This window comes from Mycoplasmopsis gallinarum DSM 19816, from assembly GCF_000621085.1.
GTDB classification, from domain to species: domain Bacteria; phylum Bacillota_I; class Bacilli_A; order Mycoplasmatales; family Metamycoplasmataceae; genus Mycoplasmopsis; species Mycoplasmopsis gallinarum.
On sequence record NZ_JHZE01000005.1, the window covers coordinates 57,500 to 83,595 of the forward strand.

A 26,096-nucleotide genomic window follows, 5' to 3' on the forward strand; every position below is an offset into this window, starting at 1 on the left:
TAATTTAAAAATCATAAAGTATTGGACTTTATGATTTTTTATTATCTCAATAAAAAAAGCAAAGCATTTAGCTTTGCAATCATTGAATTAAATTTCAACTAAATCATCATTTACTCTTTCAAGCATAGTTTTAGCTTGTTTGTTTAAAATAATGAGTTCGTTGATAATTGAGTTGCCAAATATTCTTAATTGTTTGTTGTTTTGACCTACATTTATTAAAAAACGTGATTCAATATTAGCAATAGTGCCTTCCATATTTTCTTCATCTGCAAATTGATATGCTTTTAATGTATTAATTACTTGCTTTCCTATATTAGTTGCTTCTTTAGCAATATCAATATTCTTTTTGAATTTTTTTAATTTATTTTTAAGATATATATTCAATAAAATAAAACCAGTAATACCACTACCCAAGGCTATAATTCCGAAAACTGAGAAAAGCACCATTGATGTGGTACCTGATCCTTGATTAAAGATAGCAAACATAATAATGACAAAAATTATTCCAACACCCATCAAACCAATTCCTAAATATAAGAAAAGTTTTTTAACTTTTAAATCTAATGAAGAAGTAAGAGAAATTAAATCTTTTAATTTCTGCACCATGGTTTCTAAACGTCTTTTTTCTTTTGCTTTTTCTCTATCACTTTCAGCAACAGTTCTTTTAAAATGTTCTATTTGTAATTCTTCTAAATTTTTGTTTGACATTTCAAGCTCCTAAAATTTAAGTAATCATTTTTATTTTAGATAGTTCTAAAAAAAAAAAAAAAAAGTGAAAAAAGCGAGAAAAAATATGGAATTTTTCATAATTTTACTATTAGAACCAATTATGGACGTAGTTGTTGTTATTCCAGAAGATTACTTCGGTTATGTTATGGGAGACTTAACTCGCCGTCGTGGTCAATTACAGGAAAATGAAACTAGAAACGACGGCGCAAGCATTATTCGGCTTTAGTACCCCTTAGTGAAATGTTTGGTTTTTGTAGTATGACTTCAGGTTATGGTACATGCCAAAAGTAATTTAATGACTATAAAAAAATGCTTAAAAATATTGCTGATGAAATTATCAAACGTCGTAATATTCAAGTTAAAGACGAAGATTAATAATTTAAAAATCATAAAATATTGGACTTTATGATTTTTTATTATCAAAATAAAAATTGCAAAGCATTTAGCTTTGCAATCATTGAATTAAATTTCAACTAAATCATCATTTACTCTTCCAAGCATAGTTTTAGCTTGTTGGTTTAAAATAATAAGTTCATTGAGAATTGAATTTCCCATAGCTCTTAATTGCTTCATGTTTCTTTTTGGACTAATTGTAAAATGAGCTTCAATATTACCAATTGTACCTTGCATATTTTCTTCATCTGTAAATTGATATGCTGTTAATGTATTAATTACTTGTTTTCCTATATTAGTTGCTTCTTTAGCAGTTGCGACTAATTTGTTACGTTTTGAAGCTTCTTGTTTAAAAAATAAAAATACAAAAATTGAACCAACAACGAAACAAATAGCAGCAACTATCGCAAGAATTAATGTGATTTCTTTAATCATGAGCGAACTAAGAAGACCTACTATTCCTAAAACTGCTAATCCAAGTCCTAAATAAAGAAAAATTGTTTTTATTTTATAATCCAAAGAAGAAGTAAGAGAAATTAAATTCTTTAATTTTTCCACTGTGACTTCTAAACGTCTTTTTTCCTTTGCTTTTTCTCTATCGCTTTCAGCTACTGTTCTTTTAAAATGTTCTATTTGTAATTCTTCTAAACTTTTATTTGACATTTTTTCTCCTAAATTACTAATCATTGCTTTTATTTTAGATAGTTCTAAAAAAAAAAAAAAAAAAGTGAAAAAAGCGTCAAAAAATATGAAATTTTCCACAAAAATTTAAAATCGTCCATTATTTACAGTAATTAATTAAATTTGCTATTTAATATAAATATAAAACAATTGCTTATAATTTTATTTATTAATAAATAATTTAAATGAGGTATTTAAAATGAAAAAAATTAAAATTAACGAAAAATTTTTTGAAATTTTTCCCACATCAAAAATCGGTATTTTAATTGTAAATAATTTAAATAATAATTATGATGGTAATGAAATTGCTTATACAAATATGTTAAAAAATGCTATGAATGAGGCTAAAAAACATTTACAAGCTGAAGTTTTTAGCGATAATCCAATTATTAAAAATTGAAGAGAAGCATATTCTAAAATTGTAACTAAAAAAGGTGCAAGGTGTTCAATTGAAGCATTATTAAAAAGAGTTAATAATGGAAATGAAATTAATAATATTAATCCTTTAGTCGACATTTATAATGCAATTAGTTTAAAATATGGACTTCCTTGTGGCGGAGAAGATTTAGACAAAATTGTAGGTAATTTTGAATTAACTTTTGCCAAAGGGGATGAATTTTTTCAAACCTATGGTTCTGAAGAAGTTGATTTACCACGCAAGGATGAGTTAATTTATAAAGATGATGAAGGTGCAATTTGTCGTTCATGAAATTGACGAGAAGCTTTAAGAACAATTTTAACTACTGAAACTAAAAATGCCATTTTAGTAATAGAAATTAATGATAATAAATATGAAGAAGAATTAGTTTTAGCTTTAAATGAGATGAAACAATTAATTGAAACTCAATTAAATGGCCAAGTTCAAGAATATATTTTTGATATTAATTTCCAAGAAGCAGAAATTTAAAATGAAAAAATTTTGGATTATTTTTCTTTTCATTCTAAAAGTTTCTTTTATTGGTTTTGGTGGAGGCAATGCCTTATTACCTGTTATCCAAAATGAAGCTGTGCAAAAAAGAAAATGACTTAGCCAAGAAGAATTTGATGATATTGTTATTGTGACTAATATGTTGCCTGGTCCTTCTGTTATTCAAAGTATTAGTTATATAGCAATAAAAGAATTGGGAAAATTTTGAGGCTCTCTTTGCACATTAATTGCAATTTTACCTCATGTTTTATTTGCTTTTGCTTTATATATTGCAGCCACTTTTTTACCTTTAGAATATTTATGAACAATAGCAGTTGGAGTTTTAAGTACAATTATTGGAATTCTAATTGTTTTTGGTTGAACTTATATGCAAAAAACTAGAAAATTAATTAAATTACCTCTTTGAATTTTTCTATTTTTATTCACTTTTGCTTTTTGCTTTTTTGTGCCAGTGCCTGGTAATTTGCCTATTTTAGTTATGTTAGTTGTTTTTTTAATTATTGCTTTAATTGCTTTATTTTCATACTTAAAACATAAAAGAGAAAAGGAAAAAAAATGTTAGTCGGAACTTTGTTGATTTTAGTTTTAGTAATAGCAATCAGTCTTTCAGTTTTTGGCGGTGGACAAGTATTTATGCCAATGTTTAATTGGCTATGAAAGTTAAGCAATGAATTATTTAAAACTAATATAAGTGACAACATAATAAATAAAGTTTTTACAATATCTAATGCAACTCCAGGTGTAGTTTCAACTAAATTCGCTTTCTTTACCGGTTTTATTTACTTTAATTATGAAGGTGCACAATTTAATTGATGAGGAATAATTTTCATGTTCATCACTTATTTAGTTTTTTGTTTACCAGCTATTTTAATTATGATTTTGGCTATGAAATACTTAAATAAAGTGAAAAATAATTCTTATATTAAGAAAGCTTTAATTTTAATTAAACCTGTAGTAGCGGGAATTATGATTACAATTGGTGTGCAATTATTATTAAATATTTGATTACCATTTATTACATTTAATGAAATAGGAACTTATTTTGGAATCAATTGAGATAAAAATAAATTAGGTTTTTTTAAAAATTGACGTTTAATTGCTCTATTAATTTATGTACCAATTAATATTATTATTAATTTAATTCTTTATAAAAAATTAAAAATTGGTCTTTTTTATTTAATGCTGGGATCAATTATTAGTTCATTATTGGTTTTCGAGCCTTGATTAAATTAATATTTATTAAAAAATGTTTTGTATTAATGTAATTTACATTATAATAATAAAGCATTTTGGAGATGTAGTTCAATGGTAGAACTTCAGCCTTCCAAGCTGACTATGCGGGTTCGATTCCCGTCATCTCCTCCAAATGTTTAATCACCGAAGTAGCTTATTAGGCTACTTTTTTTATAAAAAAATAGGAAAAATTTTATTTTTTCCTTTTTTATTTTTTTATATCTAAAAAATCAATTGAAATATGTGGAAAGAAAGGAGGAATTTATTTAAGTTTATTTAAGGCTAATTTAGTAAAAAATTTGGTTAACTTGGTTGAAAAAATATAATTTTGAAAATTGGTTTCATTTATTATTTTGTTTAATTCAATTTTGATTTCATGAAAAAGATCTTGCTTTGTAGAACAGTTTAAAGCATAAATCATAATTAGCAATTCTGTAATTGCTTTAAATTTATATTGAGTTTGTTGATTTTCATTTAATCAGTCAAATTCTTTTAGTTTATTAAATGTGTTTTGATATGTTTGAATAGCTAAAGCAAATTTTTCATAGGCTTTATTTAAATTGGTAGATAAAGAATTTTTTCTAATGCGATATTCAATCAAATTTTTATTTAAATAAAAACATTTAATATTATTATTTAAATATCAACTATAAACCACATCTAAATCTTCGTAAATTTTTTGTTTAAAAAAGATATTATTTTGTGTTTTATTTTGTAAATAAATATTTTTTCTTACTATCTTACCTCAGGCAAAAAGTAAATTTTTAAAAATTAAATCACGTGAATAATATTCTCCCGTTTGACATTTATATTGAGGAATATTGAAAACTTTCATTTGAATTTTGTTAGTAATTGCATAACTGCAATAATGTTTGGCAGTAATTAAATCATATTTATATAAAAAATTATTTAATAAAAAATTAAAATGTTTTAAGTTTAACTTATCATCATCGTCAATGAAAAAAAAGTATTCTCCTTTAGCTTGAGAAATTAAAAAATCACGATTAAAACCGATTCCTTTTTTTTCTGAATAGTCACTTAAATTTAAAACTTTAATTCTTGAATCTTTTTTAGATAAATCATTTAATATTTCCAAAGTATTATCATTTGAATAATCATTCAATACCAAAATTTCAATTTTATATTTGCTCTTAAGTTTCATAATATGTTTAAGTGAAAAAAAATTTAATTTATTAATATTATGACAAGGAATTAAGATGCTCAAGTCCACTTTTTTCATTACAATCCTTTATATATTTGTCTTTATATTTTTATATAATTATAAAATTAAAAAAATGTCAAATAAGGAGATATATGAATAAATTGGAATTTTTGACAAAAAGAGACAACAATTTTTTATTAGTTGCAGTCGATTATAATAATTTACCATTTGAATGAATTTCTAAAAAAAATGGCGCAATAAGTGAAAATTTATCTAAAAATGAAGCATATATAACTATAAAAGAAATTAAAAATTATGATGAATTAGTAGAATTTATCAAGAAAAATATTTTGAATTCTCAAAGAGCTTTTCAAATTGATTTAAATTCTTTTAAAAACGTATTGAATATAAATTATGAAGATATTTTAAAAGCTTTTATTTCTTCAATCGTTTTTTATCAAGCAAAATTGTTTAACAAGAAAAAAGAAAAAAGTAAAAAAACTAATTTTTCTTTATTATTTAATTCTGATGAAGATAAAGAAGTTTTTAATAAATTTAATTTAATCGCAGAAAATAGAAACAAAATTAGAAACTTGCAAATAATGCCTGAAAATTACTGCAATTCAGTAGAGTTAGCTAATTATATTGTTGAAGATTTTTCTAATCTAAAAAATTTAAAAGTCACCGTTTTAGATAAAAATATGATAGAAAAATTAAAGATGGGTTTAATTTTGTCTGTAAATAAGGGTTCAACACACGAACCAAGAGTGGTTATTGTTGAATACAATGGAAACAAGAAATCAAAAGATAAAATCGTCTTTGTTGGAAAAGGAATTACTTTTGATACAGGTGGAATTAATACAAAAGGCTATCATATGTCAGGAATGAAATATGATATGTCAGGTTCTGCCATTGTGGCTTATGCTGTAAAAACCTTAGCCGAATTAAAAGCAAATGTTAATGTTGCTGCAATTATGATGATAACTGATAATCGTCAAGACGGAGATGCTTCATTGCCCGAAAATGTTTATGAATCTATGTCAGGTTTGAGTGTTGAAGTAACTGATACCGATGCTGAAGGACGTTTAGTTTTAGCAGATGGATTATATTATGGAGCTACTAAATTAAAAGCAACTACATTAGTTGATGTTGCAACTTTAACAGGATCAGTTTTAACAGCACTAGGACATACTTATTCTGGAATTTGATCAACAAATGAAGGAAAATGAGGACTTTTCGAAAAAGCAGGACAAATTAGTCATGAGAAAATTTGAAGAATGCCATTACATGATGATTTTCATCAATTTAATTTGGCTTCTGAAGTTGCTGATTTAAATAATTATAATAATAGTGAAAAATCAGATTCTAATACTGCTGCAATGTTCTTAAAACAATTTACTAACAATGTAGATTATATTCATTGTGATGTTGCCGGAACCGCTGATGTCGGTGGAAAACCTCAAGGTGTTTTAATTGATACATTAGTTGAATTTGCTTTATTAAATGAAAAATAGAACCAAGAAAGGTTCTATTTTTTAAATTCTTTCAATTGAAATTTCAAATTTGCCAATTAAGGTCTCATTAGCGGCAAATAACTCATATTTAAATGTTTGCTTATTATCAGTTATTTCTACATCATGAAGTAAACTAATTAAGACAAATTTTTGATTATTTACAGAGATATAAGAATTAGCCGTCTTTTCATTTTTTTTCAAAATTAAGGTTGTATCACCAGCAAAAATATTAATTTGCTTTTCATTAATTTCAATTCTGTTAGCAATTCCTTTTGAAGGTTCTAAAAATTGATATGTTAAATATTCAATTGATTCATTATTTGAGTTATCAGTAAAAATTTCAAATTCACTTTCAGCCTCAAATTCAATAATATTTTTTTCAGTATCTACAGAATGATCTGCAATTGATTTAAATTTTATTTTCATAATTCTAATCTTTCTTTAATTACTTTTTCTCCATAAAGAAAAATTGCTTTTGCAAGTTCAGGACCATGTGAGACAAATGTTGTGGCTAAACGAATAGGCATAAATAAATTTTTGCCCTTTTTCTCAGTGATTTTTGCAGTTAAATTAATTGCTTTTTGAATGTTTTCAACATTAAAATTAACTTTGTTTATTTCTTCTCTAAAGATTTTTACAACTTCTAATTCATTATTTGATAATTCTGGCTTAACTTGTGATTTATAGTTTAAATAAATATTCATGTTTTCTTTTAATTGTTGAATTGTATAAACACTTTCTTTAAAAGTATCAACAAATAAATTATTTCAAACATCATCCTCAAGATTTAACATTGTTAATAAATCACTAGTGGAAATTTTTTTCAAATATTGTTTTGAGAATCATTGCATTTTTTGAATATCAAATTTAGAAGGACTTTTACTTAATCTTTCGGGATCAAAAGCATTAATTATTTCTTCTTTAGACATTATTTCACGTGCTTGACTATCTGTTCAACCTAATAAAGCAAGAAAATTAAAAATAGCTTGAGGAATATAACCTTCATTTCTATAATCTTCAATAAATTGTTTTAAACTAGTATCTCTTTTTGAAAGTTTTTTGCCCTCCATATTTGTAATTACTGTCATATGGCCAAATTCTGGACTTTCTCAATTTAAAGCTTGATAAATTGCAAGCTGTTTAGGAGTATTAGTTATATGTTCCTCACCTCTTAATACATGACTTATTTCCATATCATGATCATCAACAACTACTGCGAAATTATATGTAGGATAACCATCACTTTTTTGAATTACTCAATCTCCAATATCATTTGATTGAAAACTAATTTCTCCCCTAACAATATCATTTCATTTATATTCAACATTTTTAGGCATTGCTAAACGAACTGAATATTCTTTGGCATCATCTCTTCTTTGTTTTTCAAATTCAGAAATTTTCAATCAATTTTTATCATATCTAAAAGATGAAATACCTTTTGCTTCTGCTTCAGCATGTTGTTGTTCTAATTCTTCAGAAGTATCATATGCTTTATAAGCTAACCCTTTGTCTAAAAGTTCATTGATGATTTGTTGATATCTATCTAATTTTTCGCTTTGTCTATATTTTCCATATTTTGAATTCGGCTTTAGCGGACTTTCATCAGGAATAATTCCTAATCAAGCTAAATTTTCTAATTGACTTTCTTCACCTTTTTCAACATTTCTTTTTACATCAGTATCTTCAAGTCTAAAAACAAAGTCTCCATTAAAGTGTTTTGCAAATAAATAACAAAATAAGGCTGTTCTTGCTCCTCCAATATGTAAATAACCAGTTGGACTTGGGGCATAACGAGTTCTAATTTTTTTCATTTTGTAACTCCTATTAAATATGTTTAAAATTAATTTTATATATTTAAAATAATAATTTAAATTTTTTAAGATTTAAGTATTAATTTAGAACATAATTACATTTACTTATCATCTACCATATATATTATAAATATATATGGTATAATTGTTGAAAATTTCGCCTATTATGGAGGTAAAATGATCGATAATAAAAATTTTGATCTTGATGAGAAAAAAACTCAAGAATTAAATGATGATGATTTAATAATTGAAGACAAGCTTTTTGTAGCTTTTAAAAATGAAGAATCCAAAGAAGAAAACTTGGAAGATGATGAAGAAGCTCCACAAAGTAAACCAGAATATCAAGTTAAACCCCAATTAATTGAAGGCCCAACTTCAGGAATGAGTCCAATTCAAGTGCATAAAGAAATGAAAAATTCATTTTTGGAATATGCAATGAGTGTTATTGTTTCTCGGGCTTTGCCTGATGCTAGAGATGGATTAAAACCTGTACATAGACGTATTTTATTTGATATGAGTGAACTAGGAATTACTCATAGTTCTCAACATAGAAAAAGCGCGAGAATTGTTGGTGACGTATTAGGTAAATATCACCCTCATGGTGATTCATCTGTTTATGAAGCCATGGTAAGAATGGCACAAGATTTTTCAATGCGTTATCCTTTAGTGGATGGACATGGAAATTTTGGTTCAATTGATGGTGATGAAGCAGCTGCGATGCGTTATACTGAAGCAAGAATGTCTAAATTAGCTTCAGAAATGATTGAAGGAATTAAGAAAAATACAGTTGATTTTGTCGATAACTATGATGCTTCTGAAATAGAACCATCAGTCTTACCAGCTCGTTATCCTAATTTATTGGTTTCTGGAGGTTCAGGGATTGCGGTTGGAATGGCAACTTCAATTCCTACTCATAATTTAGGAGAAGTAATTGATGCCACTGTAGCACTTGCAAAAAATCCGGATATTACTATTGAAGAATTAATGAATTACTTACCTGGACCTGATTTTCCAACAGGAGCTATGATTTTAGGTAATGCAGGTATAAAAGATGCTTATAAAACAGGAAAAGGCTCAATTCCAGTTCGTTCTGTTGCTAAAGTAGATGAATTAGCAAATGGAAAAAGCAAAATTATAGTAAGTGAAATTCCTTATGAAATTAAAAAAACTGCAATTATTGAAAAAATTGCTGAATTAGTTAAAGCTAAAGAAATTGAAGGAATTAGTGACTTAAGGGATGAGTCTTCAAGAGAAGGAATTAGAATTGTAATAGACATTAAGAAAAATCACAATCCATATGTGATTTTAAATAAGCTTTATAAACAAACTAATTTACAAGTAAATTATAATGCGAATTTAGTTGCTTTAGTTAATGGCGAACCTAAATTATTGAATTTAAAAGAAGCATTAGAAGTTTATTTAAAACATCAAGAGGATGTTGTTACAAGAGAACTAAATTTTGATTTACAAAAAGCACAAGAGAGATTGCACATTCTTGAAGGTTTAAAAATTGCTGTAGAAAATATTGATGAAGTTATCAAAATTATTCGTCAGTCTAAAAATGATAACGAAGCCAAAGAGAAATTAAGTGCAAGATTTAATTTATCAGAAATTCAAGCCAAAGCAATTGTTGATATGCGTTTAGGTCGTTTAACAGGCTTAGCAATTGATAATATGCTTAATGAAATGGCGGAATTGAATCAAGAAATTGCAAGAATTCAAGCAATTTTAGCAAGCCATGATAAATTAATCACCTTAATCATTGAACAATTACAAGAAGTTAAAAATAAATACAATGATAAAAGAAGAAGCCAAATTGTTTTTGATGTTGAAGGATCAATCACTGATGAAGATTTAATCCCAAGAAAAGATATTGTTATTACTACTTCAACAAATGGCTACACAAAAAGAATTGATTTAGAAGAATATAGAGCACAAAAACGTGGAGGAATTGGCCACAGCACTATTAAAACTTATGATGATGACGACGTAAATTCAATTATTACTACGACTACTCATACAGATTTATTACTATTTTCTAATTTAGGAAAAGTTTATAGAATTAGAGCTCACCAAATTCCTGAATTATCAAAACAATCTAAAGGAGTACCATTTATTAATATCATTCCTTCTTTAAAAGCAAAAGAAGGCGAAAATATTGTTTCAATTCTTCCAATTAATACTTATGAAGATAATGAATATTTATTAACCGTAACTAAAAAAGGTTTAATTAAAAAAACTAAATTAGATAACTTTGAAAGAATTAATGCAAATGGTAAAAATGCTTTTTCTTTAAATCAAGGCGATGAATTACATAGAGCTTTCATTATTACTGATAATGATCAAGTAATATTATCAAATATTAATGGTAGAGTTGTTAAATTTAATGCTAAGGATTTTAGATCTCTAGGAAGAACAGCACTTGGAGTAAAAGGAATTAAACTAGAAGATAATGAAATTTTAACTTCTTCTTCTGCTTCATGAGAGGGTGAATTCATTCTTTCAATTGGTTCACTTGGTTTTGGTAAATTATCTGATCCGGAAACATTTAGATTAACTAATAGAAATGGAAAAGGTGTAAAAGCACTTGGAGCAAATGCAGGTAACTTAATTTTTGCTCGTTATGTTAATTTACAAGATCAATTGTTAGTTATTACAAATAGTGGTTTAACTATTCGAACTGAAATTAGTGAAATAAGTATTTCAGGAAGAACTGCAAAAGGTGTCAAAATTATTAAATTAAGAGAAAATGATTCAATTAAAGCAATTGAAGTTATTAAAATTAATGAATTACTTGACAAAGAAGCAGTTGAAAAAGCAAAAGATCAAAATCAAAGTTTAAAAGAAACTATTAACAAATTAGAAGAAAATCAAGAAAACGAAGATGAATAAACATTTAAATTTCTATACTAATTTTATTGCAATCGAACATCTAGATAAAAAAGAAGACCTTGAAAAAGGACTTTATTTGTTATCTTATGCAATGGATAAAGTTTTAAATAATGAAAATATTATTGCATCAGAAAACAAAATATTGTTTTCAATTAAAAGTAAAAAAATCAAACAAAATCTTCTTAAAGATTTTGTTGCTTTTTTTTCTCAAAAATTCCAAATTTTTAAATATAAAAAAGACTTCAATGCTATTGATGAATTTGATTATTATTTTGCAACCAATAGAAAAATAAATTATTTGTTGCAACTTGATTATGAAAAAGAAACAAAAAAATTAATGATTTTTCTATACGAAAATAATGAATTTTACAATCACGAATTATTAAAAAAATTGTTTTTATTTTTAGAAAAATTAGATTGAGATAATGCTTTATTATCAAGAGATTATCACAGGCAATTATGTAAACTTAATAAAGCCAATTTAAATTTAATTAATTTAGATTTGGAAATTAATGAAATTTTAACTTCACAAATCAATCAAAACTGATTAAAAATAAAAAGGTGAAGAAGTGAGCATTTGATCTTAAAAACGCAAAATAAGGCAAATTATCAAATTTTTTCTTATATTAATCAAAAAATATGCGATTTCTTTTTTTTAAAAAAACTTTGATTTTTTAAAAAAGAAAAAAATAAAACTTCTTTTGTTTGAAATCCTTTGAAAGTTTTAAATAGACGAGTAATTAGTTTTAAAAATAGCAGCAATTTTGATTTTAAACTTAATTACTGAAACCCTTATTCTAAACTTTCTGAATCTTTTTTAGCTTTTTTACTGTTAAATTTTTTATATGAAGAATCAAGATTAATGAATAAAAAATTTGACAATTATTATGTAGTTTTATCAAATGATGCTTCGCCTGCTTTTATCAATTTTTTAGAACAAATTAATTTAAAAATTGAATGATATCAAAACGAGAAACATTATGAATTATTAAATAATGAAAATTGTTTTTTTGCCTATGTTGAAGGTAAATTCAATTTAAATCCCAAATTAAATAGCTATTTTGATAATTACAATTTTTTAATTGTTTTTATCCTAATGCTAAATACTTATAAAAATCGAAATAACTTGTTGTTATATAAAATTAATCAATTGCAAACCCTTTATGGAGTTTATAAAAATACTCAAAAGCATATAAAAATCAAAAATCTTAACTTTGAAACTTTAGCCCTTAAATTAGATGAATTAAGGAAATTGAAAAATCCATTAATTGAAAAAATAAATTTAATTGGAACTTGAAATTTAAATAAGTTTTGTATTTACAAAATAGAATTAAAACACCACAGTCAAATTATTATTTGATTTGATCCACGAAAAGATGAAATTTTAATTGAATTCAATTTATGTTTAGAATATCAAAACTTAAATAATTTGTCTTTACTAAAAAAATTAAGAATTATTATTCTTTTTTATAAATTAAGAAAAAAAATAAAAAATCTTTTATTTAATAAATAATAAATATTTATAATATGCATTGCATATGACAGCAGATTTTCATAAATAATAACAATAAAATTTCATTTAAGATTTGAAAGTAGAAGCGCTGCTAACATCGAACTCATTAAAATTTTATTCATTATTTAGAGAAAATCCCTTTTGAAGTTTTATGCAGAAAGAGGAAAAATGAGATATACAGGTCCTGTTTTTAAAAAATCACGTCGTTACGGATTTTCAATTTTAGAAACTGGTAAAGAATTTTCAAAAGGTAGAAAAAGAACTTACGCACCTGGTCAACATGGAAACAAACGTGTAAAATTATCAGACTATGGTCTTCACCTTTATGAAAAACAAAAAGCTAAATTCTTATACGGAATTAGCGAAAAACAAATGCAAAAAGCTTATGTTAAAGCTTCAAAAATGAAAGGTGTTACAGGGGTTAACTTACTTCAATTGCTTGAAAGTCGTTTAGATAACCTTGTATTTCGTGCAGGTTTTGCAACAACTCGTCGTCAAGCAAGACAATTAGTTAGTCACGGACACTTTGAATTAAATGGACATAAAGCTAACATTCCTTCAATGCACATTAGTGTTGGAGATGTGATTACTTTAAAAGAAAAATCACAAAAAAATGTTCAAATCGTTGCTGCTATTGAATCAAAACCAGCTGCTGCTTGATTGACTTTCAACAAAGATAAATTTAGTGTTAAATACGACAGAATGCCAGATAGAACAGAAATTCTTCCAGACATCAAAGAAAACCTTATTGTTGAGTTCTACTCAAAATAGTTAATTAAAGGAATTAAATTATTATGAAAAAAGAAATTCATCCAGAATATTTTGATGTTAATGTAGCATGTTCAACTTGCGGTAAAAAATTCGAATTTAAATCAACTAAAAAAAGCTTTACAGTCGATATTTGTTCAGGATGCCACCCAGTTTACACAGGCGACAGAACAAAAACAAGAGCAACAGGTATGGTTGATAAATTTAATCAAAGAATGGCAAAAAAACAACAATTGAACAAATAATCAAAGGGCATTGTGCCCTTTTTTATTTTATCTGCTAAAAATTAGCAAACTGACTATTGAAAGTGCTAAATTAATATATAATTGATATATGAATTTTGAAGATAACGAAAAATTAAATGAAGAAAAGAAATTAATTTTAAAACATATTGTAGACTTGTTTATTAAAAATGGCGAGCCAGTAGGTTCTAAAGTTTTGGTTGAAGAATATAATTTGACTATTTCAAGTGCCAAAGTTCGTTATATAATGAGCGAATTAGAAGAAAAAGGTTACTTAATTAAGAGCCATGCATCAAGTGGAAGGATTCCTTCAGATAAGGGATATTTATATTATGCTAACTATTTGAGCCATAACACAGATACTTTAAAAAGTAAATTCAGAAATATTTTTAGAAAAAAATATAATTCAAACAATTTAACTTTAGAGCAAGCAGCTGAAGAAATTGCTCAACTAACTTCTTTGACTTTATCAATAGTTAAAACTAATGATGATGAAGTTTTAAAATCAATTCAACTTACACCATTAGATAATGAAAACGCAATTATTATTATGGTTACTTCTTTAGGAAATGTTACCAATAAGAAAGTAAGTGTTGATGCAAAGCATACTTCAATTGATGATGTAAGAATCGCAGTTAAAATTTTTAATGATCGTCTTATTGATGTTCCCTTAAATGAAATTCCTAATTTGATTCAAACAATGGAAGAATTATTAAAAGAAAAAATTGAAAATTATCAATATATTTTTGAACAATTTGCAACAAATGTTTTCAATTTTGAATTACAAAAAATTAATCAGGTTTATGGAAAAGACAAGATTATTTTGGCAGATGAAATTGAAAGAAAAGATATTGTAAAAATCCTCGATTTAATTGAAAAACATTCAATTTGACAAGAGTTAGAAGTGGCATATGATAATGAACAACAAATTAAAATTGATGTCAGAAAAGACAATAGCGCAATTATTACTAAAAAATTAAATAATTCTAAAATTGAAGAAATTTCAGTAATTGGTTCAAAACAAAAAATGGATTATCAAGCAGGATTAGAGGCTATTGCTTACTTAGCTAATTTAGCTGAACAGGAAAATTTAAAAAATAAGGAGTAAAATAATGAAATTTAATTTTAAAAACGGAGATTACATTAAATTCAATTTAGTTGTTAGAAACTTAAAAAACGAATTAGTTGAGGATTTAAATTTAAAAAATCAAGAACTAATTTTAGGACATGAAAATGAAAGTTTGAAATTTAATTTAAATGAAATTGTAATTGGACACGAACTTACAAGCGAAATTATTGCCTTGCAAGAGTATAATGAGCAAACCTGAAAATTAAATTTAGAAATTTTAGATTATAAAAGCTCTTTTGAAATGAATTTAATGCAAATAAATAACAAATTTTTACAAGAATTAGAAATTAAAAACAAAATTTTAAGTGATTTAAAAACTGAAAAAAATAATTTAGAAATTACATTAAAAGACACATTGGAAATTTTAAAAACTGTAAGATCAGAAAATCAAAATAAAGCTTTAACTTTACCTAAAGAAGAACTTGAAAAAGCACAAAAATATGCCTTACAAAAATTTGTAGATGATTTTTCTAATCCTTTTTCAATTTTAAAAGTAGCTGTCAATGTGGGATCAAATAGCAACGATCAAGCTGTAAAAAATTATGTTTTAGGTTTTAATATGGTTCTTAATCAAGTTGAAGATGTGTTAAGAAATCACGGAATTATTGAATTTAGTCCCGAAATTGGTTCAATTTTTGATCCGGAAACTTCAAAAGTAATTGAACAAATCGAAGATTACGAAAAGCCTAATAATACTGTATTAAAAGTAACATCATCAGGTTTAAAACTACATGATAGAGTAATCAAACCAGCAATTGTGGTTGTTTCAAAAGGAAAAATATTAGAAAACCAAGAATCAAATAAAAAGAAAAACACATTTAAAAAGAAACACCACTTTAAATCAAAAAAACAAAGTAAAAATTAATTTTTTTACTTTTTTTATTACTTATAAAAGTAATCTTAATTAAATATTAAAGGAGGTTATATGGCTGTTGAAGTATTAAATAAATTAAATTCTGAGCAAGAAAAAGCCATTTATGGGGGTGGAGTAATTTTAAGTACAATTGTTGCTTTAACTCCTTTAATTTTAAGTGGGATTACAGTAATTTCTAATGTAATAAAAATGTTTTCTTCTAAAACTGGAGAATTGAAGACTAAAGAAAATACTATGAAATGAGATGATTCTAAAGGTTCAACGAGAGAACCTAAAATTATTTATATGGCATATTAATTTTTTCTTTTTTATTTTCGTAACTAATATAAAATACATTTGTTACCTTTGTAACCATTCTAAAGAGGTTAAAAAAGCATAATTTTATATTATCACCTCCAAGATGAGCCACAAACAGGAGGATTATACATGTTAGCTATAATCGAAACTGGGGGCAAACAAATCTTAGTTAAAGAAGGCCAAACAATTTTTATTGAAAAAATTGAAGGTCAAGAAGGCAATGAAATTGCTTTTGACAAGGTTTTATTAGTTGATTCAAAAATTGGTAAACCATATGTTGAAGGTGCTAAAGTTTTAGGCACAATCAAAAAACAAGGTAAAGCCAAAAAAATCGTTGTTTATCGTCACAATGCCAAATCAACACACAAAAGAAAATTAGGGCACCGTCAACCTTATACACGTGTAGAAATTACACAAATTTTAGGATAGGAAAGAAAAATGGCACATACGAAAGCCGGTGGTTCTACTAAGAACGGCCGTGATAGCCGTGGTCAAAGACTAGGAATTAAACTAGCAGATGGCCAATTTGCAAAAGCTGGTGCAATTATTTATCGTCAAAGGGGAACAAGAATTTTCCCTGGTGTAAATGTTGGAATTGGTAAAGACGACACTTTATATTCAAAAATTAATGGATATGTAAAATTTGAATCACGTAGAAACCGTAAGTTTGCTTCTGTATATGAAGAAAGACAAAATTAGTATTTAAGCGAAAAATATTGGATTTTTCGCTTTTTTTTATTTTTTCAAAATTTAACTCCAGGAGTCAATTTAATTTAAAGGAGTAAAGATGAATGATTTATTAATTTATTTTTCACATAAATATAAAGGAAATAATTTTGAAATTTTTAAAGCTTTAAAAAATGGAGAATCAGTTAATACAAATGATTTAAATAATTGAAAAAATATAATGAGTGAAAATCAAATTGAATATATTACAATTTTTGATGAAATTTATCCAAAAGAACTAAAAAAAGCCAAATATCCACCCTTTGTAATATATTTAAAAGGAAATAAAGAACTATTAAAAAAGAACAAAATTCAAATTGAAGCAGATTATGTTAATGATTTGTGTTTAAAAAATTTAGAAAAATTTAAAAGCATTTTAAATTCGGAACATACTCTTTTAATTAGCGATTTTAAAGGATTTAATGATGTTATTACTATTTTTTGTGATGATAATAAAATAAACAAGATTCTAATCTTGGCACAAGGCATAGAAAATTTTCAAAAGAATTGAAATTATGAAGATAATCTAATTATTTCAATTTATCCTGCCAAAACCAATCCCAAGTATATTAGATTTAAAGAAAGAAATTTACTAGCCTCAGAATTAGGAAAATTTTTAATTTTGTTAAATAGTTATCAAAACTCTAAATTATTAAATCTAGTTAATTATTATTTGGAAAACAACAAAGAAATTTATTGTTTCCCAGGAGAAACTTATGATGATGGAAATACAGAATTAATAAAAATGGGTGCTACTATGATCACCCATTTTGCAGATATTAAATATTATTAAAATTGATTATCTAAAATTTGTTGAATTGTTTTTCCAATAGTATCGGTTTCGTGATCCCCAATAATTAATTTAGCTACCTTTTTAGCATCTTCTGTTGCATTTCCCATTGCAATTCCAAAATAAGCATTGTTAATCATTTCTACATCGTTTCCTGAATCACCGAAAGTATAGGTGTTATTTAAATTTAAATTAAATAAATTTGCTAAAAATTTTAAGCCATTTCATTTTGAAGTGTTTAAAGGAACAATATCGATATAAATAGAATTAGTTAAATAAACAGAATACTCGTTTTGATAAAGATTATTAAAGTAGTCAAAAACTTTCTTTGCATTGTCTTTTGGAGCTCGAATAGCAATTTGTGTAATAGGATTATTGTTATCTATATAATTATGAATTTCAATTAATGATTTTACGTAAAACTTTGATAAATCCATCATATTATTTTTATCAACATAATCAGGTCATTCATTATTTTTTAATCAAGTTCCGCTAAATTCCGGGCCGTCAACTGTTAAAACATAATTATGATTATTAGCAAAAATAAACATTTCATCAAAAACTTTTTTATCGATTGAACCTGTTAAATAAATTTTATGATTTTTTATATCATAAATTGCTACTCCATTAGAACATATTAAATAATCAAATCCCTCTAATTCGTTTAAAAGAGGAATTACTTTTGAAAGACCTCGTCCAGTGCAAATAACATTTATATTGCCTAATTTTTGAGATTTTATAATCATTTCTTGTGTAAAAAGATTAATTTGATTGTTTTTTGACATTAAAGTTCCATCCATATCAAAAGCAAAAATTTTTCTTTCCATTTCTCTCCTAAAATATTTATTTTTTTAAGTTTGATAGTTATAATTTACTTCATTATTTTATATTATATTTATTATTAAAAAACACAGAGGTTTTTATGACTGAAATTAAAGAAACTGAACGTAATTATTGCGATATAGATGAAGAACTTTTAAATCAGACTGAAATGAATAAATATAATTTCAGTAAAATTAATAAAAATAATCCTGAAGTTAAAAAACAAAATATTAAACTTTATACAAAAAGATTATTTTTTATGTTTATTTCAGCTGTTTTATTCAATTTTGGTGTTTTAGCTTTTTTATCAGCTGCTAATACAATCCCCAGTGGAGTTTCGGGAATTCCCACATTAATAACTTATATGGCTCCAGTAACAAAACCATATTTTGCTTTAATGTACTTAGCTTTTAACATTCCCTTATTTTTAATTTTTGGCTTTAAAATTAAAAAAAGTTTTACTTTTTTAACATTGTCATTTATGTTATTTCAAATTTTGACTAATATAATTTTCACCTTACCAGAAGTTTCAGGTTTTATTACTAAATATATAAATGTTGCTCCCGGCTGAGAAAAATGAATTAAAGTAACTAATGAAGCAACAAATGAAATAATGGAATTTCAAAATCCAACAACATGACCAATTTTTATTAATGGTTTAATAGGTTCAACCCTACTTGGACTTTCAATTGCAATTGCCTGAAAAAATGGAGGTTCTACTGGAGGAACCGATATTATTGCTTTCTATTTTTCAACTCAAAAGAAAAAAAGTATTGCAACAATTTTGACAATTATTTCTTTCATAACTACTTTAACTTTTTTAATAATTTTTGGAACTTATAATTTAACTAAAAATCATCATTTTATTAAACAGGAATATTTAAATTTAATTGCTGAAAATGGTAAAAATACATTAATTGTTAATAATATTTCAATGAGTGCTGATAGAGTGCCATTTATTGGGATGTCAGAAATCACCACTATTATTTATATTTTTGTAGTTAATACTATTGTTGCTATTATTTATCCTAAATATAAAAAAGTTAGTGTATCAATTACATCTTCAAATCCAAATTTAATTATTAAATATTTAAAACATATTAATTATTGACACGCATATTCAATTGCTAATAATAAAAGTGGTTATACCGGTAATGAAGTTTATCGAATTGAAACTACTATGTTATTATTTGAAACTCGAGCAATTATTCGTGATTTAAAACGTTTAGATCCAAATATTTGAATTCAAATTAAACCAGTTTCAAAAATAATTGGAAAATTTTCAACTCAATTTGTTGATAGCTAAAATAAAAGCTAGTTATTGTGAACTAGCTTTTATTTTAAAATTTAATTTTAATAAATTAATTTAATTTAGTTGAAGGTCTTTCGTAATCAGATGCTTTTGCTTGGAATAATTCTAAGGTTGAAAGATTCATTTTAGCAGCTTTTACATTGGTAGGGAAGGTTGTAATTGAAGTGTTAAATTCATTTACATATGTATTGTAAAGTCTTCTTGCTGCTGCAATTTCATTTTCTAAATAAACAGACTGTTCCATCAAATCTCTAACTACTTTATCAGCTTTTAAGTCAGGATAATTTTCACTTACAGCAATTAATCTTGACATAAAGCCAGTTAAACCATTGTTAAGTTCATTACCAATTTTAGCTGATTCTGTAGCAGATGCAGCATTTTGCATTTGCCCCATCATTCCTCTAAATTTAGCAACTTCTTCAAAAATTTCTCTTTCATGTTTTAAATATGAACTTGCTGCTTCTGTTAAAGAAATAATAATGTTAGTTCTTTTTGCAACTTGAGTATCAATAGTTGATGCAGCTGTGTTAACTTGATTTTGCATTGCATTTAATCTATTTTTTAATTTAATTGGATAAATACCAAGTGTAAAAACTGCAAAAATGCCATAGAAAAATTTTTCTCCGCCTGATGCTTGAGCTTTAACATAGTTATTAACTGGTCTTGGATTGTAACCTTCAGGATTTGGTTGGTTATTTCTTTGATCAAATAAATTTGACATTGCTCTCCTTATTAATTTTTATTTTTTAAATTATATTAAATTATTTTTTACATTTTATATGACTTTTTTTAATAGATTTCTTACCTTTTTTTAATCTTATGATATATAAAGATAGTAAATAGTTTATTAGAGACATTTACATCTTAAAAGTATTTTATAGTATAATTACGGAGTATTTTTTTAAGGAGTATTGTGAATTTATTTTCAAATTTTTCATATTGAATAAATAGAAAGTTTTTTAATTTAAAAACAAGATGAATAAATTTTTGATCATCTAAAGAATTAGTTAAAAAACTTATATTTACTTTATTTTTGTTAACTATTTATATTATTGCAACCACAATACCATCTCCGTTTATTAAAATTAAAAATTCAGAATTAATTGAACAAGATGCATTTTTTAATACCCTAAACTTAGTCGGAGGAGGGGGATTAAGAAACTTTTCTCTTATGGCTTTGGGAATTAGTCCTTTTATTAATGCTTCCTTAATAATGTCATTACTGCAAACTCGATTATTTCCAGCTGTTCAAAAATTGAGTCAAAGTGGGCCTGAAGGCAGGCGCAAGTTAAATGTTATTACTAGAATTTTAACTTTAATTATTGCTTATCCACAAGCTATTTTGTTAACTCAATCACTTTCAGCAGGTGGAGGTTCTGCTTTAATCGAAATTATTCCAATCCCTGGTTTACAAAACGACGCTTTATTAGTTTATTTTTTAATTCCTATGATTTTAATTGGTGGTTCTTTATTTGCTTTATTTTTAGGAGAACAAATCACAAATAAAGGAATAGGAAATGGAACGAGTTTAATTATTATGGTCGGAATTGCTTTTCAATTGCCAGCGCAATTCCAAGGTGCATTTAATTATTTTGTGTCTTTAAATGATAATACCGCTTTATTTGTTGGAGCTTTAAAATTCTTAACTTATTTATTTGTCTATTGTGTTTTGATTTTCATCATTGCAATGGTTTATAATGCTGAAAGACATATTCCAATTCAACAAATTGGAGCAGGTCGTTCTAAAAATATCAAGGAAATGGGTAAATTACCAATTAAAGCAAATCCAGGCGGAATTATGCCAATTATTTTTGCGACTATGTTAATTTCACTACCTTTGATGATAGCAAGAATTTTACCCGATGCAAATGTGGCTAAACAATGAATTAATGAAAATTTACAATTTACTAAACCATTAGGATTAACTCTTTTAGCTGTTATCACCTTCTTCTTTAGTTTCATCATGGGCTTACAACAATCAAGAGTTGATAAAATTGCTGAAGATTTCGCAAAAAATTCAACTTTTATTCCAGGTATTCAACCAGGAGAACAAACAGAAGATTATTTAATTGGAATTGTAATGAGACTTTCATTATTTAGCGGTTTCTATTTAGTCTTTTTAGCGACTTTCCAATACTTGCAAATTATTATTTTAAACTTTCCACAAATTATTGCTTTTGGTGGAACTGGATTGATGATTTTAGTTTCTGTAGCTCTAGAAACTATTCAACAATATCAAGCAAGAAAGAAAACTAATCAAATGGCAAACTTAAAACGCCAATCAAGAGCAATGTCAGAATTAATAGCTGAAGAAAAAAATTCACGTAAATTTGACAATGATTTATTTTGAAATAAAAATAAAAATAAAACTAAAAAATCAAATGATAAAAATAATGGAGATGGAATCTTATGATAAACAAAGAAAATCATTTGCCTAATATTGTATTTATGGGTCCACCTGGTGTTGGTAAAGGAACTGTTGCTGCTTTATTAGCAAAAAATAACAATATGATTCACTTATCAACTGGAGCAATTTTTAGAGAAGAAATTGCTAGTCAATCTGAATTAGGAAAACAATTAGCTTCTTATGTAAATAATGGTTTATATGTACCAGACGAAATTACCAATGAAACTGTTAAAGTGAAAGTTTTAAAACTTTTGGCACAAAATCAAAATATTATTTTAGACGGTTATCCAAGAACATTAGATCAAGTACATTTTTTAAATTCTATTTCAGGTTTTAAATATGAAGTGGTTGAATTAACTGCTCCAGAAGATGTAATTATGGAAAGATTAAATGGAAGACGTTTTTGCCCAAATTGCAAGGCAAGTTTTCACATTAAATTTATGCCTTCAAAAAATGGAGACTACTGTGATAACTGTGGAACCCTTTTAATAATGAGAAAAGATGACAGTATTGAAAATATTAAAGTTAGACAACAAATTTATCAAGAACAAACAGCTCCATTATTAGATTATTATCGTGAACATCATACTTTACATGTTTTTGATGCTAATACTGAACCTGAAATTATTGAAGCGCAAATTGTCAAAGAATTATTTAAATAAAAAATCGATCTTGAAATCAAAAGATCGATTTTTTATTTAAGTTTAAAAACAAATTTTAATCTAAAACCTCTGGTTGCATAATAAGATTGCACCCCATTGTGATAAATAAAGGTGTGGCCGAATTTTTTATCACCAAAATATGCAAATTTATTTTGGCGAAAATCAAGAGGCGTTTTTAATCATGAAGATGTTTTATTATCTCAATCCAATTTACTTTGTAAAAATAAATATTCATCCTTATCTAATAAATCTAAATTTAAATCATTTGCAATTTCATAAGCTGAATTTTGAGGGGGATATTGTTTACGGCTTTTTCTTGCTTCTAAGTCATAACAAACATTTACACGACTAGGTAATTGTTCCTTAAAATTATCAACTAATAAATACAAATCATTGAAATAAGCCAAAATTAAATCATCATTGTTGCTTATTCATTTAAAAATTATTTCATAATTAGATTTTTCATTTAATTTTTGATAAATGCTAATAAAATCATCGGGCAAGCTAAACAAATCTAAACTCTTTTGGTAAATTTTTTGTAATTTATCTTTATATACATCTTTGTTCATTTGAACCTCATTTTTAATATTATCTAATTAATTAATTGTTAATATTGTAAAATAACAATTATGAATTTATTTAAAATTAAATCAAATGAAATGCGAATTGCAGAAAAAACTTTAAAAAAAATTAATGCATTTGAACCCTTGATTGCTAAATTATCAGATGAAGAGTTGCAAAATAAAACTATTCAATTTAGAGCAAGATTGGCTAATGGGGAAAAATTAGAAAACTTAAGAGCAGAAGCATTTGCTGTATGTCGTGAAGCTACTAAAAGAGTTTTGGGTAAAAGACCATATGATGTCCAAATGATCGGAGGGGTTTTATTAGACCTTTCATCAATTGCAGAAATGAAAACCGGTGAGGGAAAAACTATAACTTCAATTGCGCCAGTTTATTTAAATGCTTTAAGTGGTAAAGGGGCAATTGTTTCAACAGTTAATGAATATTTATCAGAGCGTGATGCCAAAGAAATGGGAGAAGTTTTCAACTTTCTTGGTTTAACAGTAGGTATCAATAAAGCACAAATGGCACCTGATTTAAAAAGAGCAGCTTATGCTGCAGATATCACTTATTCAGTGCATTCAGAATTAGGTTTTGACTATTTAAGAGATAATATGGCCGCTAATTTAGCAGAAAAAGTGCAAAGAGGTTTACATTTTTGTTTAATTGACGAAGCCGATTCAATTTTAATTGACGAAGCCAAAACCCCTTTAATCATTTCTGGTGGAGAAGGCGAAGACACTCATTTATATTATGCAGCTGATCAATTTGTAAGAATTTTACAACCACAAGATTATGAAATTGATGAAGAAACCAAAGCAATTAGTTTAACTTTTAATGGAATTAAAAAAGCAAATCAATTTTTTAAAGTAGATAATTTATATAACATTGAAAATTCTGAAATTGTGCATCGTGTGCAAAACGCATTAAGAGCGCACAAAATAATGAAAAATAATGTTGAGTACATTGTTAGAGATGGAAAAATTGAGTTAGTAGATGCTTTCACCGGAAGAATAATGGATGGTCGTGCTTATTCTGAGGGTTTACAACAAGCATTGCAGGCAAAAGAAATGGTTAAAATTGAAGCCGAAACTAAAACATTAGCTACTATTACATACCAAAATTTCTTTAGAATGTTTGATAAATTATGCGGTATGACTGGAACAGCAAAAACTGAAGAGCAAGAATTTATTGATATTTACAATATGCGAGTTAATGTGGTGCCTACCAATAGGCCAATTCAAAGGCAAGATTTACCCGATTCTATTTTTGGTAACTATGAAGCTAAATGAATTGCAGTAACTGAAAAAATTAAAGAATTGTATGCTAAAGGTCAACCAGTATTAGTTGGAACTGCCCAAATTGAAGATTCTGAAATTTTGCACCAATTTTTAAGTAATGCCGCCATTCCTCATACAGTTTTAAATGCTAAACAAAATGCCTCAGAAGCTGAAATTATCGCAGGTGCTGGTCAAGTTAAAGCGGTTACAATTGCCACAAATATGGCGGGCCGGGGAACAGATATTAAACCAAGTAAAGAAGCCTTAGAATTAGGTGGCTTATATGTAATTGGAACCGATAGAGCAGAAAGTAGAAGAATTGATAACCAATTACGTGGTCGTTCAGGAAGACAAGGGGACCCTGGAACTTCTAAATTTTATGTTTCATTAGATGATCAACTAATGCGTCGTTTTGCTAATTATGAAGAATTTAAAGCTTCATATGAAGACAAAGGCAATGTTGAAATTACTAATAAAAACTTGCAATTTGGTTTCAAACATGCACAAAAGAAAATCGAAGGTTTTAACTATGATAGTCGTAAAAATGTTTTACATTATGATGATGTAATTCGACAACAAAGAGATTTATTTTATGCACAAAGAGATTTAATTTTACTTAATGAAGATGTATCTTTCGTAATTGAAAGAATGATTAAAAAAATTGTATCCAAAATCGTACTTTTCCCAGAATTTAAAAACAAAACTGGTTCATTTGATTATGAAAAATTTGTTGATTATATTAACAATGAAATTTTAAGTAAGATCATTAAAGAAAAATTGGATTTAGCTCAAGTTAAAAAAATTCATGATTCTGAAATTGCTGAATTTTTAAAAGAAAAATTAATTGCAATTTATCATCATTGACAAAAAATTGCAATTCAAAATTCAGATAGCGAAATTGTAAAATGAACTGAAAAAAATATTATGTTAAGAGTAATTGATAGATATTGACAAAATCACATTGACACAATGGATAAATTGCGTTCAAACATTAATTTAGTTCAATATTCACAAAAAAATCCATATCAAGTTTATACAGATGAAGGAACTCTCAAATTTGAACAAATGCTTGATAACATTGCTTTTGATACAGTTAGAGGAATTTTTGCTGATAGATTAGGATTTGAATCATTAGTGCCAAAAGAAATCAGAAATGATCCTTTATTTATTCAACTTCAAGAAACTATTATTGTTGATGAAGCACAAACAATTGAACAAAGAGAACTTTATTTACTTGAGTTATATAAAAGTCTTAAAGAACAAATGGAACAAAAAACTGATGTTGCCAATTAATTTGTTATAATTAATTATGAGCCGACATTGAGGTTTTTAATCCAATGTACCGCCCTTTTTAAGGGCTTTTTTAT

26 protein-coding genes, 1 tRNA gene and 1 pseudogene are annotated in these 26,096 nt (G+C 26.1%); 20 read left to right on the forward strand and 8 right to left on the reverse strand.

What is annotated here, in order from left to right; translation table 4 throughout:
* Positions 1-87: 87 nt before the first annotated feature.
* A complete protein-coding gene (locus tag Q346_RS0100325) occupies positions 88-708 on the reverse strand; it encodes a hypothetical protein (RefSeq protein ID WP_027332563.1) in 621 nt (206 codons plus the stop codon).
* A gap of 103 nt (positions 709-811) precedes the next feature.
* Here Q346_RS0100325 and fusA point away from each other — a divergent pair.
* Positions 812-1,104: pseudogene (gene fusA / locus Q346_RS04270) on the forward strand (elongation factor G); the annotation flags it as partial.
* An 87-nt stretch (positions 1,105-1,191) separates the two neighbouring features.
* On the opposite strand, the gene Q346_RS0100335 reads toward fusA, so the two are convergent.
* Entirely contained in the window at positions 1,192-1,785 is a 594-nt protein-coding gene (locus Q346_RS0100335; RefSeq protein ID WP_027332564.1) for a PMP-22/EMP/MP20 family protein, read from the reverse strand.
* A 217-nt stretch (positions 1,786-2,002) separates the two neighbouring features.
* Here Q346_RS0100335 and Q346_RS0100340 point away from each other — a divergent pair, with 217 nt between their 5' ends.
* The 4 genes from Q346_RS0100340 (at position 2,003) to Q346_RS0100355 (ending at position 4,096) form a co-directional block, all read left to right on the forward strand.
* Positions 2,003-2,710, forward strand: coding sequence for a B3/B4 domain-containing protein (locus tag Q346_RS0100340; protein WP_027332565.1), 708 nt, complete (start codon positions 2,003-2,005; stop codon positions 2,708-2,710).
* Between the two features lies 1 nt (position 2,711).
* Positions 2,712-3,293 (forward strand): chromate transporter, encoded by a 582-nt coding sequence (locus tag Q346_RS0100345; protein ID WP_027332566.1) that lies wholly within the window; start codon positions 2,712-2,714, stop codon positions 3,291-3,293.
* Positions 3,287-3,964, forward strand: a complete 678-nt coding sequence (locus Q346_RS0100350; protein WP_027332567.1) for a chromate transporter — start codon at positions 3,287-3,289, stop codon at positions 3,962-3,964. Before Q346_RS0100345 ends, Q346_RS0100350 begins: the two co-directional genes overlap by 7 nt.
* A 58-nt stretch (positions 3,965-4,022) precedes the next feature.
* A tRNA-Gly gene (locus Q346_RS0100355) sits at positions 4,023-4,096 on the forward strand.
* Positions 4,097-4,226: 130 nt separating this feature from the next.
* On the opposite strand, the gene Q346_RS03710 is transcribed toward Q346_RS0100355, so the two are convergent.
* Positions 4,227-5,204 carry a glycosyltransferase family 2 protein gene (locus Q346_RS03710; protein ID WP_051521767.1) on the reverse strand — a complete coding sequence of 326 codons (978 nt, stop codon included), beginning with the start codon at positions 5,202-5,204 and terminating at the stop codon, positions 4,227-4,229.
* A 74-nt stretch (positions 5,205-5,278) separates the two neighbouring features.
* Between Q346_RS03710 and Q346_RS0100365 the strand changes: the two genes are divergently transcribed.
* A complete protein-coding gene (locus tag Q346_RS0100365; protein WP_027332568.1) occupies positions 5,279-6,640 on the forward strand; it encodes a M17 family metallopeptidase in 1,362 nt (453 codons plus the stop codon).
* A 21-nt stretch (positions 6,641-6,661) separates the two neighbouring features.
* Here the strand turns inward: Q346_RS0100365 and Q346_RS0100370 are convergent, their stop codons facing one another.
* Both Q346_RS0100370 and gltX read right to left on the reverse strand, forming a co-directional pair.
* Positions 6,662-7,066 carry a hypothetical protein gene (locus Q346_RS0100370; RefSeq protein ID WP_027332569.1) on the reverse strand — a complete coding sequence of 135 codons (405 nt, stop codon included), beginning with the start codon at positions 7,064-7,066 and terminating at the stop codon, positions 6,662-6,664.
* Positions 7,057-8,451, reverse strand: coding sequence for a glutamate--tRNA ligase (gltX, locus tag Q346_RS0100375; protein ID WP_027332570.1), 1,395 nt, complete (start codon positions 8,449-8,451; stop codon positions 7,057-7,059). The genes Q346_RS0100370 and gltX overlap by 10 nt, the downstream gene beginning before the upstream one ends.
* A gap of 177 nt (positions 8,452-8,628) precedes the next feature.
* On the opposite strand from gltX, the gene gyrA reads away from it, so the two are divergent.
* The 10 genes from gyrA (at position 8,629) to Q346_RS0100430 (ending at position 17,685) form a co-directional block, all read left to right on the forward strand.
* Positions 8,629-11,343, forward strand: a complete 2,715-nt coding sequence (gene gyrA, locus Q346_RS0100380) for a DNA gyrase subunit A (RefSeq protein WP_027332571.1) — start codon at positions 8,629-8,631, stop codon at positions 11,341-11,343.
* Positions 11,336-12,856, forward strand: a complete 1,521-nt coding sequence (locus tag Q346_RS0100385) for an MAG5620 family putative phospho-sugar mutase (RefSeq protein WP_027332572.1) — start codon at positions 11,336-11,338, stop codon at positions 12,854-12,856. Before gyrA ends, Q346_RS0100385 begins: the two co-directional genes overlap by 8 nt.
* Before the next feature lie 168 nt (positions 12,857-13,024).
* Positions 13,025-13,627, forward strand: coding sequence for a 30S ribosomal protein S4 (rpsD, locus tag Q346_RS0100395; RefSeq protein ID WP_027332573.1), 603 nt, complete (start codon positions 13,025-13,027; stop codon positions 13,625-13,627).
* A gap of 23 nt (positions 13,628-13,650) precedes the next feature.
* The gene (gene rpmE / locus Q346_RS0100400; RefSeq protein WP_027332574.1) at positions 13,651-13,869 is read left to right on the forward strand and encodes a 50S ribosomal protein L31; all 219 of its coding nucleotides are present in this window, start codon (positions 13,651-13,653) and stop codon (positions 13,867-13,869) included.
* An 88-nt stretch (positions 13,870-13,957) separates the two neighbouring features.
* Positions 13,958-14,974, forward strand: a complete 1,017-nt coding sequence (gene hrcA / locus Q346_RS0100405; RefSeq protein WP_027332575.1) for a heat-inducible transcriptional repressor HrcA — start codon at positions 13,958-13,960, stop codon at positions 14,972-14,974.
* A 4-nt stretch (positions 14,975-14,978) separates the two neighbouring features.
* Positions 14,979-15,860 carry a nucleotide exchange factor GrpE gene (locus tag Q346_RS0100410; protein WP_027332576.1) on the forward strand — a complete coding sequence of 294 codons (882 nt, stop codon included), beginning with the start codon at positions 14,979-14,981 and terminating at the stop codon, positions 15,858-15,860.
* Positions 15,861-15,920: 60 nt separating this feature from the next.
* Entirely contained in the window at positions 15,921-16,166 is a 246-nt protein-coding gene (locus tag Q346_RS03715) for a hypothetical protein (protein WP_051521768.1), read from the forward strand.
* 129 nt (positions 16,167-16,295) lie between these two features.
* Complete coding sequence (gene rplU, locus Q346_RS0100420; protein ID WP_027332577.1) at positions 16,296-16,595, forward strand: 50S ribosomal protein L21; 300 nt, start codon at positions 16,296-16,298, stop codon at positions 16,593-16,595.
* Positions 16,596-16,604: 9 nt separating this feature from the next.
* Positions 16,605-16,865: a 50S ribosomal protein L27 gene (rpmA, locus tag Q346_RS0100425; RefSeq protein ID WP_027332578.1), complete on the forward strand. Its 261-nt coding sequence runs from the start codon at positions 16,605-16,607 to the stop codon at positions 16,863-16,865.
* Between the two features lie 88 nt (positions 16,866-16,953).
* A complete protein-coding gene (locus Q346_RS0100430) occupies positions 16,954-17,685 on the forward strand; it encodes a DNA-processing protein DprA (RefSeq protein WP_027332579.1) in 732 nt (243 codons plus the stop codon).
* Here the strand turns inward: Q346_RS0100430 and Q346_RS0100435 are convergent.
* Complete coding sequence (locus tag Q346_RS0100435; protein ID WP_027332580.1) at positions 17,682-18,509, reverse strand: Cof-type HAD-IIB family hydrolase; 828 nt, start codon at positions 18,507-18,509, stop codon at positions 17,682-17,684. The genes Q346_RS0100430 and Q346_RS0100435 overlap by 4 nt on opposite strands.
* 95 nt (positions 18,510-18,604) lie before the next feature.
* Here Q346_RS0100435 and Q346_RS0100440 point away from each other — a divergent pair, with 95 nt between their 5' ends.
* A complete protein-coding gene (locus Q346_RS0100440) occupies positions 18,605-19,810 on the forward strand; it encodes a YitT family protein (RefSeq protein WP_051521769.1) in 1,206 nt (401 codons plus the stop codon).
* A gap of 55 nt (positions 19,811-19,865) precedes the next feature.
* Here the strand turns inward: Q346_RS0100440 and Q346_RS0100445 are convergent, their stop codons facing one another.
* On the reverse strand, positions 19,866-20,537 hold the full coding sequence (locus Q346_RS0100445) for a LemA family protein (RefSeq protein ID WP_027332582.1): 672 nt from the start codon (positions 20,535-20,537) through the stop codon (positions 19,866-19,868).
* A gap of 192 nt (positions 20,538-20,729) precedes the next feature.
* Between Q346_RS0100445 and secY the strand changes: the two genes are divergently transcribed.
* A complete protein-coding gene (gene secY / locus Q346_RS0100450) occupies positions 20,730-22,232 on the forward strand; it encodes a preprotein translocase subunit SecY (protein WP_155946920.1) in 1,503 nt (500 codons plus the stop codon).
* The gene (locus tag Q346_RS0100455) at positions 22,226-22,885 is read left to right on the forward strand and encodes an adenylate kinase family protein (protein WP_027332584.1); all 660 of its coding nucleotides are present in this window, start codon (positions 22,226-22,228) and stop codon (positions 22,883-22,885) included. The genes secY and Q346_RS0100455 overlap by 7 nt, the downstream gene beginning before the upstream one ends.
* 32 nt (positions 22,886-22,917) lie before the next feature.
* Here the strand turns inward: Q346_RS0100455 and Q346_RS03720 are convergent, their stop codons facing one another.
* A complete protein-coding gene (locus Q346_RS03720; protein ID WP_051521770.1) occupies positions 22,918-23,454 on the reverse strand; it encodes a DUF4256 domain-containing protein in 537 nt (178 codons plus the stop codon).
* Between the two features lie 60 nt (positions 23,455-23,514).
* Between Q346_RS03720 and secA the strand changes: the two genes are divergently transcribed.
* On the forward strand, positions 23,515-26,022 hold the full coding sequence (gene secA / locus Q346_RS0100465; RefSeq protein ID WP_027332585.1) for a preprotein translocase subunit SecA: 2,508 nt from the start codon (positions 23,515-23,517) through the stop codon (positions 26,020-26,022).
* Positions 26,023-26,096 lie beyond the last annotated feature (74 nt).